We start from the raw sequence: 11317 nt of genomic DNA on the forward strand, positions 1-11317 counted from the left end.
GTCGTGGATGACCGGGCCAAGCCCGGCCATGACGCGGAGAGGGAGGTGCGAGCTGGACGACAGAAAGATTCACAAGCTCTGAGCAGCGGCCGCAGGCCGCGTGTCGAAGGACGCACCATAGGTGCAGCAGACCGGCCAACAAAAAAGCCCGCGGGGATCGCTCCCCGCGGGCTCTTTGAACTCAGGGAAGAACGATCAGTCGTTCTTGCCATCCTTGGCGGCCTTGTTGGCGCGCTTGAGGGCGGCACCCAGGATGTCGCCGAGCGAGGCGCCGGCATCGGCCGAGCCGTACTGGGCGATCGCTTCCTTCTCCTCGTGCATCTCGAGCGCCTTGATCGACACCTGCACCTTGCGCGACTTGCGGTCGAACATGATGACGCGGGCGTCGAGCTTCTCGCCGGCGGCGAAACGCTCGGGGCGCTGGTCGGCGCGGTCACGGGCGAGCTCGGAGCGCTTGATGAAGGTCGACAGGTCGGTGCCGATGATCTTCACCTCGAGACCGCCTTCCTTCACCTCGAGGACCTCGCAGGTGACGACGGCGTTCTTCTTCAGGTCGCCGGCCGCAGCCGCATCGGCGAAGGGATCGCCGCCGAGCTGCTTGATGCCGAGCGAAATGCGCTCCTTCTCGACGTCGACGTCGAGAACGACCGCCTTCACCATGTCGCCCTTCTTGAACTCCTCGATCACCTGCTCGCCCGGACGGTTCCAGTCGAGGTCGGAGAGGTGGACCATGCCGTCCACGTCGCCTTCCAGGCCGATGAAGAGGCCGAACTCGGTCTTGTTCTTGACCTCGCCCTCGACAACCGTGCCGGACGGGAACTTCTCGGAGAAGGCTTCCCACGGGTTCTGCAGGGTCTGCTTGAGACCGAGCGAGATGCGCCGCTTGACGGGATCGACTTCGAGGATCTGGACCTCGACCTCCTGGGAGGTGGAGACGATCTTGCCGGGATGGACGTTCTTCTTCGTCCAGGACATCTCGGAGACGTGGATCAGGCCTTCGATGCCCGGCTCGAGCTCGACGAACGCACCGTAGTCGGTGATATTCGTGACGCGGCCCGAGAAGCGCGCGTTGACCGGATACTTGGCCTCGATGCCCTCCCACGGATCGGCGAGGAGCTGCTTGATGCCGAGCGAGATGCGGTGCGTCTCGTGGTTGATCTTGATGATCTTCACCTTGAGCTGCTGGCCGATGGTGACCACTTCGCTCGGGTGATTGACGCGGCGCCACGCCATGTCGGTGACGTGCAGCAGGCCGTCGATGCCGCCGAGGTCGACGAACGCGCCGTACTCGGTGATGTTCTTGACGACGCCGTCGACGGTCTGGCCTTCCTCGAGGTTGGCGACCAGCTCGGAACGGGCCTCGGCGCGCGTCTCCTCGAGCACCGTGCGGCGCGAGACGACGATGTTGCCGCGGCGGCGGTCCATCTTCAGGATCTGGAACGGCTGCGGCACGCCCATCAGCGGGGTGACGTCGCGGATCGGACGAATGTCCACCTGCGAGCGCGGCAGGAAGGCCACGGCGCCGTCGAGGTCGACCGTGTAGCCGCCCTTGACCTGGTTGAAGATGACGCCGTTGACCTTCTCGTTCTTCTCGTAGGCCACCTCGAGCTTGACCCAGCTCTCTTCGCGGCGGGCCTTGTCGCGCGAAATGACGGCCTCACCGAGGGCGTTCTCGATGCGGTCGAGATAGACCTCGACCTCGTCGCCCACCTTGATGGTGCCTTCGCGGCCCGGGCCGGAGAATTCACGAACGGCCACGCGGCCTTCGGTCTTCAGGCCGATGTCGATGACCGCCATATCCTTTTCGATGGCGACGACACGGCCCTTGATCACGGAGCCCTCGAGCGCATCGGACTTGCCGAACGACTCGTCGAGCAGCGCCGCGAAATCCTCGCGGGACGGGTTTTTCATAGCAGCGGACATTTGATCTCCTGGAAGGGTCCTGCGGACCCGGCGCCGGCGGCTGGAGTTGCGTTTCGCTCCGGATTGCCGACGCTCCCGTGACTTGAATTCGGGAGCCACCGCCAAGAGGCGGGCCGGCGCGAGCCGGCAGGCCGAAGCAGGTTTTCAGTGTCTTGCGCAGTCACTCAAGGGGCCAACCGGACCGCCACGCTGGAGCCGAAACCGGCCGGGATGACCCTCAGGATATCCCGTCAGGACTTGGCCTTGGCCCCGTCCCGCCCCGCGCCGTCGACGAAAGCGACGGCCGCCTTGAAGGCCTGCTCTATATCCAAAGTGGTCGTATCCAGCAAGCGTGCATCGGCCGCGGCCACCAGCGGGGCCGTGCTGCGCCCCGAATCGCGGGCGTCGCGCTTGCGGATGTCGTCGAGCACGGCGTCGAGGGTGACGTCCTCGCCGCGCCCCGCCAGCTCCCGGAAGCGGCGGCGCGCCCGTTCCTCCGGGGTCGCGGTGACGAAAATCTTCACGTCGGCGTCGGGGCAGATCACGGTGCCGATGTCGCGGCCGTCCAGGACCGCCCCCTCAGGCCGGCGGGCGAAGGCGCGCTGCCAGTCCACCAGGGCCGACCGCACCGCCGGGATCGCCGCCACCACGCTCGCCGCCTCGCCCATCTCGCGGCCGCGCAGGCGGCTCTCGTCGAGATGCACGCGGTCGAGCGCCTGGGCCGCCCGCACGGCGGCCTTCTCGTCGGTGAGCGGATGATCGAAGTCGAGCAGGGCCCGGGCCACGGCCCTGTATAGGAGACCCGTGTCCAGGTGAGGCAGGCCGAAATGGGACGCCAGCCGCTTGGCGAGCGTGCCCTTGCCGGAGGCCGCCGGCCCGTCGATGGCGATGATCATGATGGCCTCCCCGCAGCGGCCGCCAGGCCGTCGATGTCGAGCCGCGTCGGCCGCAGCTCGGGCCTGCCGCGCAGCGTCACGCGCCCCGCCTCCACGTGGACGCCGGCTCCGAAGAGCCGCAGCAGCCCGGCCAGCGATCCCGGCAAGGCTGCGGCGGCCTGCAGGCTCGACGTCCCGGGCGCGTTCAGGGCGGCCAGGAGCGCCGCCGTCGCGGCGGCCGGCGAGAGCAGGCCGTGGCTGGCGGGAAGCGGATCGCGCGCCCCTGCGATCTCGACGATTCCGTCGACGGGCGCGGCGGCCCGGATGGTCGCGCCCGTCAGTGCCAGGCCAGGGGCCAGTTCACGGGCGACGGCGTCCGACATGACGAGGGCCGCACCGGCATCCTGCCCGGCTGCCAGCCCGGCGAGCACGGCGATGGCGAAATCGTCCTCGCCCCGGCCGATCGGCGAGGCAGGGCGGACCAGTCCGCCGATGCCGACACCCCGCACGCTCGTCTGCCCGGGATCGGTCCGCACCTGGGCGCCGAAGCCTCGGCAGGCATCGGCGAAGGCCTCGAGGGCCTGCGCGCGGGGCATGCCGAGCAGCGTGGTTTCACCGACGGTCAGCGTCGCGAGGGCGAGCGCCGCCTTGGCGGTCCACAACGCCGCCGAGGCCGCCTCCTCGCCTTGAATGCCGCTCGCCATCGTCCCTGCCGAAGTCCTGCTCGCGCCCGCCCCCGGTGCGCGCGACGCCGCCGACCTAGCATAGGGGATGGAACCCGTCGACGGCGCTCGGACGGGTCCCATGCGCGGACGCCTGCAGTTCACATTTGACAGCCGCCGTCATGCCGACTAACCGGGGGCGCTCAATTCTCCAAGACGGGGCTCCGATCGTGGCCAAGCCGGAACTCGGTACGAAGCGCCAGTGCCTGCACTGCGGCGCCAAATTCTACGACTTGAACAAGGACCCGATCGTCTGCCCGAAGTGCGGGACGACGTTCGCGGCCTCCGCGATCGTTCCTGGCCGGGGCCGCCCCGCGCCTGAGGTCGCGAATCGCGACGAGGACGAAGCCGAGACGGACGCGGCGGGACCCGAGCTCGTGTCCCTCGACGAGGTCGAGGCCGAGGAGGCGGAAAAGGACATTCCGATCGACGGCGTCGAGATCGAAGACGACATCGCCGAGGACGACACGTTCCTCGAGGAGGAAGAGGAAGGCGACGACGACGTCTCCGACCTCATCGATGGCGATATCGAGAACGACGAGGAAGCTTGACGCAAAGAAGCGTCACGATCGTGTCGAATGGGGCTTGATGCTGCATTCCGACACGGCTATAGAGCGGCACCGCCGACGAGGCGGTACCTGATCCGGGTCCCCAAACCCGGGTTACAGTGTGGGGCCATAGCTCAGCTGGGAGAGCGCTTGAATGGCATTCAAGAGGTCAGCGGTTCGATCCCGCTTGGCTCCACCAAATACCCTCCGGCAAGACTTCCGGAACGACGAGCCGCCGCAAGGCGGCTTTTTTGTCTTCTAGCCTGGTCACATCGTCGTAATTGATCGAATTCTCACGATTTTTTGACGCTGTTGTTCATGGCTTGGGCGCAAATCGATCCCATCTCGTGCATCCACGACGCCCCCCCGTCGTACTGGATGCAAAGCGGCCGTTTCCATGCGCCGCGCAAGCTTAGGACTACCATGACCGACCTCACGACCTCGTCCGGCCCGATTGGCCGGCTCGCCGCCACGACCGTGGACGCCATCCGGGCGATCTGTTTCTTCGCGATCGTCCTCGTCACGGCGCTCGTGGTGACCACGACGTTCATCACGGTGGCGGATCCCATCGTCGCCGCCTCCCACGCCCTGCCCGATCCTCACGCCTCGTCGGCCGTCGACAACGACACGGGCGACGCCCTCCTACCCTGAGCGCTGCAACCTTCGTCCGCGCCATGCGTTCGGTTGTCCGAGCAGGGGGCGCAAAGGACGGAGGATCACATGTCGCGGATCAACCTGAAAACCATCACGCTTGCCGCCGGGCTCGGCTCGGCTCTGATACTGGCACCGCTGGCGGCCGAGGCTCAGGGCAGGCCCGTCCTGCCCAAGCCCGGCCAGCCCGCAGACACCGTCGGCGGAGGCATGGGCATCCGCAGCGGTGACGGCGCCCCGGCACGGGGCCCCGGCATGCTCGAGCGGCGCCATCGCGCAAAGCATGTGAACCGCTCCCACCGCACCGGCACGAAGGCTGCCCAGAGCACCAAGGCTCAGCAGCATCCGACCGCCGCCAAGAAGGCTCCCGCCTCGACCGACACGACCGGCACGACCGTGCAGCCGGGCTCCATGGGGCCGGCGGTTCCGGCCAATCCGGGCATGTCGTCGAGCCCGGGCATGTCCTCGTCGACCCCGAGCACGCCGACCCCGAGCATGCCGGCGACGGAAGGCAAGGCTCCGCCGACGACTCAGCCGTAATTCAGCCCAGCAGGGTCCAGCCGAGGCCCGCCACGAGGGCGATCATCTGGACGAGATGAAGAAGGACGCTGCCGCGATGCAGGCGCCGGAAGGCGTCGCCCGCCGCAGCGTCCCCGTCGTGCATCCGATCCCGGGCGGCATTGATCCGTGGCGTGAGGACCTGCCGCGCGAAGAGCGAGGCGGCCACGCACAGGGCCGCTGCCGCGGGCAGGGGCCAAAGCGCCTTCGGGCTCTCCTCCGGCGCCGTGAAAGGCGCCACGCCGGCCAGGGCCGCGGCGAAAAAACACACCAGGGCGACGGCGAGATAGTAACGCGGGAACAGCCCGCGCAGATAGCGCGCGGCCAGCTCCGGGCCTAGCGTCGCGAAGGCCGCCGGCGTCACCACGGCGGCAAAGAGCAGCATGGCGCCGAGCGCCATGGCCGCGAGGGTCGTGGCAGCACTGAGCAGGAGATCGGCGAGAAGCATCGAGCTATCCGGAACGTGGCGAGGACGGCCTCCTGAATCGCATTCCCGGACGGCTGGCGGCAAGGGGAGAACCGCGCGGGCGGCAGGGTCGGCCCTGCCTCAACGGCATGGCCGCCGCAGCGATGGCGGTGCTATAGGGAGGGGAACCGGAGGATCTCCCCGCATGACCGATGCCGCAGGACCCGACGACGCGTTCGTGCTCTACGACCTGAAGGTCGAGGTGGTGCAGGGCGACAAGCCCATGGTGTGCAACCACAAGGTCGGCGACCATTTCTTCCTCTCGGGCGAGAACCTGTCGCTTCCGCCCGGCCAGACCTTCGCGATCTACCCGCTCGCCGCGATCCTTCCGCTCCTGCCGGCCAAGCAGCGCGAGACCCACCGCAATGACTGGATGACGACTGACGCGGAGATCGCGTGTCCCGATCCCTATTGCGGCGGGCGGTTCCGCATCACCCGGACGGGCAAGCGCACCTTCCGGCATTCCGAGGTCACGCTGGTGCCGCTCGACGCGCCCGGCTTCAAGGCAGAGGGCGTCTGACATGACCGTCGAGACTTTCGAACTGGCACCGGGCTACCACATCTCCCGCGTGCTGCGGGGTGGCTGGCAGCTTGCCGGGGGCCACGGCGCGGTGGACCCGGACAAGGCGATCGCGGACATGCGCGCCTTCGTCGAGGCCGGCGTCACGACGTTCGACTGCGCCGACATCTACACGGGCGTCGAAACGCTCATCGGCCGCTTCCGGGCGGCCGTGCGCGAATCGGGCGATCTCGCGCTGCTCGAGCGGCACAAGGTCCACACCAAGTTCGTTCCGGACCTCGACGTCCTGCCCACCATCGACAAGGCCTATGTCGGACGCATCATCGATCGCTCGCGCCAGCGGCTGCAGATGGACCGCCTCGACCTCGTCCAGTTCCACTGGTGGGATCTCGCCGTGCCGGGCTTCGAGCGGGCGGCCGGCTGGCTCGCCGAACTCGCCCGCGAGGGCCGGATCCGCAACGTCGGCGGCACGAACTTCAGCGGCGCGGCCAGCAAGGCCATGATCGACGCCGGCGTGCCGCTCGTCTCGATGCAGGTGCAGTACTCCCTGCTCGACGACCGCCCGTCGCGGGACCTCGCCCCGGTCTGCGCCGCCAGCGCCATGAAGATCCTGTGCTACGGCACGATCGCCGGCGGCTTCCTGACCGATCGCTGGCTCGGCGCCGCGGAACCGACCCAGGGGATCGAGAACCGTTCGCTGATCAAGTACAAGCTCATCATCGACGACTTCGGCGGCTGGGACCTCTTCCAGGACCTGCTCGCCACGTTGAAGCGCGTCGGCGACCGGCACGGGGCCAGCATCGCCAACGTCGCGACCCGCTGGGTGCTCGACCAGCCCCATGTGGCCGGGGCGATCATCGGCGCCCGCTATGCCGACCGGTTGCCGGAGAACCTGAAGGTCTTCTCGTTCAGCCTGGACGAGGCGGACCGCTCCGCGATCGGCGCCGTTCTGGCGCAGCGCAAGGGCCCGGCGGGCGAGACCTACGCCCTGGAGCGGGACCGCAACGGCCCCCACGGCCGGATCATGAAGTACAATCTGAACGAGGTCTGACGCCCGCGTCAGGGCGTCTCCAGGGCCTCGCCGCCTCCGGCCCCTCCGTCGCCCTTGCCGTGCCGGATCAGTCCGGTCACGGCGCGGTCGACGCCGTCGATGACGCACCCGCCGGACGCATCGCTGCCCTCCAGGATCAGCACGCAGCGCCCGCCGACGGTGTCGCGGGCCGGAATGAGATCGAACGCGACCCGGCGCACGGTGCAGGTCTCGTTCAGGATGACGCTGCGCCCGCCGTTGGGCCCGTTGGACAGGGTCGCGAAGCCGCTGTCGAAGGGCACCTCCAGCGACCAGGCGCTCTCGCCGCCGGTCGCCTGCACGGACAGGGACAGCCCATCGCATCCGCCGGCCGCCAGGGCGGGCGCGGATGAGGCGGCGAGCCAGGCGGCGAAAGCGACGGCGCCGCTGCAGGCCGGGATGAGCGAACGAAGCATGGGTCTACCTCCTGCGGGAGGCGGACAAGAGACCGCGACCGTGGCCGTTTCCGGGCAGCCCGGTCACGCCCGCGTGATCGCGGGAGCTGCCAAGAGCCGCACCCGGCGGGCTCCGTCCCGCCGTGATCGCATGCCCTCCGCGACGGGCCGCGGACCCGTTGTCGCAGCACGCCCTAGCGGACGAACACGACCGTCACGACGACGAACAGGGGCAGGAGGATCGCGCCGGACCAGAGCATGTAGCCGAAGAAGCTCGGCATCGGCACGCCGGAGGACCTGGCGATGGCGTAGACCATGAAGTTCGGCGCGTTGCCGATATAGGTGTTGGCTCCCATGAAAACGGCGCCCATGGAAATCGCCGCCAGGGTTCCCGCGAGCTTCATCATCAGGATCCCGGGATCGCCACCCGCCAGCTCGAAGAACACCAGGTAGGTGGGTGCATTGTCGAGGAAGGACGACAAGAGGCCGGTCAGCCAGAAATAGGCCACGGGAAGGGGCTCGCCGGCCGGTCCGGTGACGAGGCGGACGATGGCCGCGAAGGGTCCCGAGGCGCCGGCCTGGAGCATGGCCAGGACAGGCACGATGCACACGAAGATCGCGGCGAACAGCTTTGCGACTTCGCGGATCGGCTCCCAGTCGAAGCCGTTGGCGCGGCGGTGTTCCGCCTTGCTGAGGGCGAGGGATGCGAGGCCCACGCCGATCATCACGGCCTCGCGCACGATGTTCTGCAGCGGGACATGGACGCCCAGCACCGTCACCTCGATCCCGGGCTTCCAGATCCCGCTCATCAGGATGGCGGCGACGGCGACGCCGATGAGGGCGAAGTTGGCGACGCCGAGCAACCGGATGCGCTTGTCGGGCGTGGGATCGCGCAGCGGCTTCTGCGCCCCGTCGCGGCGGTAGAGCACGGTGTCGAGGACGTAGAACAGGGCCAGCAGGACCGCCGCGCACAGCAGGGTGGGACCGAGCAGGGCCTTGGTGGTCCAGAAGAAGTCCACGCCCCTGAGGAAGCCGAGGAACAGCGGCGGATCGCCCAGCGGCGTCAGCGACCCGCCGATGTTGGAGACGAGGAAGATGAAGAACACGACCACGTGCACGCGGCTGCGCCGGTCGTCGTTGGCCCGCAGCAACGGGCGGATCAGGATCATGGACGCGCCGGTCGTGCCGATGACGCTCGCGGCCGCGGTTCCCACGCCCAGGAGAGCGGTGTTCACGCCGGGCGAACCGTGGAGATTGCCCGCCACGACGATACCGCCGGCGGCCGTGTAGAGCGCGAACAGCATCAGGATGAACGGCAGGTACTCGAGCAGCACCGCGTGGGCGACGGCCTCGGCGGCCCCCGCCGGCCCCAGCGACAGCGTAAGCGGCACCACGACGAGGAGGGCCCAGCCGGCCCCGATGAGGCCGTAGTGCTTGTGCCACACGTGGGGAAACAGGAGCGGACCGGTCGCGATGCACAAGAGGAGGCCCGCGAACGGAATGGCCCAGGCGATGCCCAGCGTGGCGCCGTCGAGGGAGGCCGCCGCGGCCGGGGACGGGGCGGTCGCCAGCAGGCCCGCGAAGGAGAGGGCAAGCGCGGTGAGGCGGCCTGTGAAGGTCGGTTTCATGCGGGTGCGATCATCCTCGTGAGGAGCTCGGGAGGGCGCGTGACGGGTGGACAATGCCGGTTTTGCCGTCATAAGCAAACGTCGGCATCGCCGTTAAACGGACATTGACTCCGTTGTCGGAAGATCGATGCGACTGCTGGTTGTAGCGACCCAGGGTGGACCATGTGCCGCTTCCTCGCCTACCAAGGACGCCCGGTCTTTCTCGAAGACCTCGTGTGCGCACCGTGTCACTCCCTGGTGCACCAGTCGCTGCACGCCGAGGAGACCAAGACCGGGACGAACGGCGACGGTTTCGGCGTGGGCTGGTACGGAGCGCGGCGCCAGCCCGGGCAGTACCGCGAGGTCCGGCCGGCCTGGTCGGACGAGAACCTGCGCTCGCTCTGCTCGCAGGTGGAATCGGGGCTGTTCTTCGCCCATGTGCGGGCCGCGACCGGGACCGCGACCACCCGGGCCAACTGCCATCCCTTCGTGCATGACCGCTGGATGTTCATGCACAACGGCCAGATCGGCGGCTACGACCGCGTCCGCCGCGGGCTGGAGGGCCTGATTCACGACGATCTCTATGGAAATCGGCTGGGAACGACCGACAGCGAGGCCATTTTCCTGGCCGCGCTCTCGGATGGGCTCACCGAGGATCCGGTCTCCGCGGTGGCCCGCACGCTCGCCCGGATCCGGTCGCGGATGCTCGCCGCCGGCATCAAGGAGGCGCTGCGCTTCACGGCCGCCCTGACCGATGGCGAGACGCTCCACGCGTTCCGATGGGCGAGCGACGGCCGGCCCGCGACGCTCTATCTTCGGCGCTCGGACGACGCCACGCTCGTGGTGTCGGAACCCCTGGACCGCGCGCAGGACGGATGGCAGAGCATCGGCACCGCCTGCGCCGTAACGGTGAGGCGCGGGCGCGCCGCCGAGGTCCGGTGCCTCGACGAGGCCATCGGCAGCCTGGCGGCCTGACAAGCAGAAACGAATACAACTCAGAGTTGTATTCTTCGGGGTCGGTGTTTTTACTCGTGCGCCAGTCCTGTTGCGATGCGGGAGTCTTTCGGCTATAGCAACAAGCATTGTCGGTTTTTGATTTTCGGATTTTCGTTTTGTTGCGCTTCGTCGCCCTTGTTGGGTCCCTGTTGGCGGTTGTCGCCCCCGCTCCGGCGGTGGCGCAGGCCATCGGCGACGCGACGAGCGTGGTGCGCGACGTCAGGGGTGTGATCGGCGGGCGCGTCAGCCCCATCGCGGTCGGCGACACGGTCTACCGGGACCAGGTGGTGCGGACGCTGGCCGACAGTTCAGCCGTCCTGACCTTCCTCGACAAGACCGGCATGGCCATCGGCCCCTCCTCCGAGGTGCGCCTCGACGAATTCGTCTTCTCGGGTCGGTCGGCACCGCGGACGGTGGAGGCCGTGAAGGGCTTCTTCCGCTTCATCAGCGGCCCGGGCGAGGCAGGCCACGACTACAAGGTCCGCACACCCCACGCGACGATCGCGGTGCGCGGCACCACCTTCGACATCCGCGTCACCGACAACCAGACCACCGTGGTGCTGCATGAGGGAGCCATCGACGTCTGCAACGGCGGGGCCTGCCGGGCCGTGAAGCCCGGGGAGACGGTCGACGCCGCGCGGGGCGAGGTGCAGGCGCCGCGCCCGCGCGCGCCCTCTGACTGGACGTTCACGTCGACCCCGCGCAAGGACCAACGGGCCGCGCTCGAGAAGGCGGAAGCCGTCCTCAAGTCCTCCTCGGCCGCCAGCCACGAGGCCTATGAACGCCGCGCCGCCGCCGTTCGGGAAGCCGAAGCGGCCCAACAGGCAGCCAAGGCAGCCGCACAGGCCGCCCAGAACGCGAGGCTGGCTGCCGCGAAGGCCGAGGATCAGGCCCGCAAGGCCGCTGCGCAGGCGGCCGCGCTTCAGCCCCCGGCTCCGCCGCCCGTCACACCGCCGCCCGCGCCCGCTTCGGCGTCCTCCGCGACGCCGGAGACCGTCGCCCACGCCC

General features: G+C 68.8%; 13 protein-coding genes and 1 tRNA gene. 8 read left to right on the forward strand and 6 right to left on the reverse strand.

Annotated features, from left to right (window positions below; all coding sequences use genetic code 11):
- Positions 1–195: 195 nt before the first annotated feature.
- The 3 genes from rpsA to Q0Q47_RS30490 all read right to left on the reverse strand — a co-directional run bounded on the left by rpsA (position 196) and on the right by Q0Q47_RS30490 (position 3481).
- Positions 196–1923: a 30S ribosomal protein S1 gene (rpsA, locus tag Q0Q47_RS30480; RefSeq protein WP_293868868.1), complete on the reverse strand. Its 1728-nt coding sequence runs from the start codon at positions 1921–1923 to the stop codon at positions 196–198.
- A gap of 230 nt (positions 1924–2153) precedes the next feature.
- Entirely contained in the window at positions 2154–2798 is a 645-nt protein-coding gene (cmk, locus tag Q0Q47_RS30485; RefSeq protein ID WP_293868870.1) for a (d)CMP kinase, read from the reverse strand.
- Positions 2795–3481, reverse strand: coding sequence for a hypothetical protein (locus Q0Q47_RS30490; RefSeq protein ID WP_293868872.1), 687 nt, complete (start codon positions 3479–3481; stop codon positions 2795–2797). Before Q0Q47_RS30490 ends, cmk begins: the two co-directional genes overlap by 4 nt.
- Before the next feature lie 188 nt (positions 3482–3669).
- Here Q0Q47_RS30490 and Q0Q47_RS30495 point away from each other — a divergent pair, with 188 nt between their 5' ends.
- The 4 genes from Q0Q47_RS30495 to Q0Q47_RS30510 all read left to right on the forward strand — a co-directional run bounded on the left by Q0Q47_RS30495 (position 3670) and on the right by Q0Q47_RS30510 (position 5238).
- Positions 3670–4050 (forward strand): TIGR02300 family protein, encoded by a 381-nt coding sequence (locus Q0Q47_RS30495; protein WP_293868883.1) that lies wholly within the window; start codon positions 3670–3672, stop codon positions 4048–4050.
- 120 nt (positions 4051–4170) lie between these two features.
- Positions 4171–4246, forward strand: a tRNA-Ala gene (locus tag Q0Q47_RS30500).
- Positions 4247–4470: 224 nt separating this feature from the next.
- Positions 4471–4698 (forward strand): hypothetical protein, encoded by a 228-nt coding sequence (locus Q0Q47_RS30505; protein WP_293868874.1) that lies wholly within the window; start codon positions 4471–4473, stop codon positions 4696–4698.
- A 69-nt stretch (positions 4699–4767) separates the two neighbouring features.
- The gene (locus Q0Q47_RS30510; RefSeq protein WP_293868875.1) at positions 4768–5238 is read left to right on the forward strand and encodes a hypothetical protein; all 471 of its coding nucleotides are present in this window, start codon (positions 4768–4770) and stop codon (positions 5236–5238) included.
- Position 5239: 1 nt separating this feature from the next.
- Here the strand turns inward: Q0Q47_RS30510 and Q0Q47_RS30515 are convergent, their stop codons facing one another.
- Positions 5240–5704, reverse strand: a complete 465-nt coding sequence (locus tag Q0Q47_RS30515; protein ID WP_293868876.1) for a DUF4149 domain-containing protein — start codon at positions 5702–5704, stop codon at positions 5240–5242.
- Between the two features lie 163 nt (positions 5705–5867).
- On the opposite strand from Q0Q47_RS30515, the gene Q0Q47_RS30520 reads away from it, so the two are divergent.
- Positions 5868–6242, forward strand: a complete 375-nt coding sequence (locus Q0Q47_RS30520; protein WP_293868877.1) for a TIGR04076 family protein — start codon at positions 5868–5870, stop codon at positions 6240–6242.
- A 1-nt stretch (position 6243) separates the two neighbouring features.
- Positions 6244–7293 carry an aldo/keto reductase gene (locus Q0Q47_RS30525; RefSeq protein WP_293868878.1) on the forward strand — a complete coding sequence of 350 codons (1050 nt, stop codon included), beginning with the start codon at positions 6244–6246 and terminating at the stop codon, positions 7291–7293.
- 8 nt (positions 7294–7301) lie between these two features.
- On the opposite strand, the gene Q0Q47_RS30530 is transcribed toward Q0Q47_RS30525, so the two are convergent.
- Together Q0Q47_RS30530 and Q0Q47_RS30535 are read right to left on the reverse strand one after the other, a co-directional pair.
- Complete coding sequence (locus Q0Q47_RS30530; protein WP_293868879.1) at positions 7302–7727, reverse strand: hypothetical protein; 426 nt, start codon at positions 7725–7727, stop codon at positions 7302–7304.
- A gap of 173 nt (positions 7728–7900) precedes the next feature.
- On the reverse strand, positions 7901–9334 hold the full coding sequence (locus tag Q0Q47_RS30535; RefSeq protein WP_293868880.1) for a sodium:proton antiporter: 1434 nt from the start codon (positions 9332–9334) through the stop codon (positions 7901–7903).
- A gap of 162 nt (positions 9335–9496) precedes the next feature.
- Between Q0Q47_RS30535 and Q0Q47_RS30540 the strand changes: the two genes are divergently transcribed.
- Both Q0Q47_RS30540 and Q0Q47_RS30545 read left to right on the forward strand, forming a co-directional pair.
- Positions 9497–10288, forward strand: coding sequence for a class II glutamine amidotransferase (locus Q0Q47_RS30540; RefSeq protein WP_293868881.1), 792 nt, complete (start codon positions 9497–9499; stop codon positions 10286–10288).
- Between the two features lie 170 nt (positions 10289–10458).
- Positions 10459–11317: FecR domain-containing protein (locus Q0Q47_RS30545; protein ID WP_293868882.1), on the forward strand; the 859-nt coding region annotated here is incomplete at its 3' end.

This window comes from uncultured Alsobacter sp., assembly GCF_945952055.1.
GTDB lineage: Bacteria > Pseudomonadota > Alphaproteobacteria > Rhizobiales > Beijerinckiaceae > Alsobacter.

Excerpts from the sequence above, each read along its gene's own strand:
- Q0Q47_RS30535 (WP_293868880.1), bottom strand. The coding sequence starts at position 9,334 with ATGAAACCGACCTTCACAGGCCGCCTCACCGCGCTTGCCCTCTCCTTC.
- Q0Q47_RS30490 (WP_293868872.1), bottom strand. The coding sequence starts at position 3,481 with ATGGCGAGCGGCATTCAAGGCGAGGAGGCGGCCTCGGCGGCGTTGTGG.
- Q0Q47_RS30520 (WP_293868877.1), top strand. The coding sequence starts at position 5,868 with ATGACCGATGCCGCAGGACCCGACGACGCGTTCGTGCTCTACGACCTG.
- Q0Q47_RS30525 (WP_293868878.1), top strand. The coding sequence starts at position 6,244 with ATGACCGTCGAGACTTTCGAACTGGCACCGGGCTACCACATCTCCCGC.
- Q0Q47_RS30530 (WP_293868879.1), bottom strand. The coding sequence starts at position 7,727 with ATGCTTCGTTCGCTCATCCCGGCCTGCAGCGGCGCCGTCGCTTTCGCC.
- cmk (WP_293868870.1), bottom strand. The coding sequence starts at position 2,798 with ATGATCATCGCCATCGACGGGCCGGCGGCCTCCGGCAAGGGCACGCTC.
- Q0Q47_RS30510 (WP_293868875.1), top strand. The coding sequence starts at position 4,768 with ATGTCGCGGATCAACCTGAAAACCATCACGCTTGCCGCCGGGCTCGGC.
- Q0Q47_RS30505 (WP_293868874.1), top strand. The coding sequence starts at position 4,471 with ATGACCGACCTCACGACCTCGTCCGGCCCGATTGGCCGGCTCGCCGCC.
- Q0Q47_RS30515 (WP_293868876.1), bottom strand. The coding sequence starts at position 5,704 with ATGCTTCTCGCCGATCTCCTGCTCAGTGCTGCCACGACCCTCGCGGCC.
- Q0Q47_RS30540 (WP_293868881.1), top strand. The coding sequence starts at position 9,497 with ATGTGCCGCTTCCTCGCCTACCAAGGACGCCCGGTCTTTCTCGAAGAC.
- rpsA (WP_293868868.1), bottom strand. The coding sequence starts at position 1,923 with ATGTCCGCTGCTATGAAAAACCCGTCCCGCGAGGATTTCGCGGCGCTG.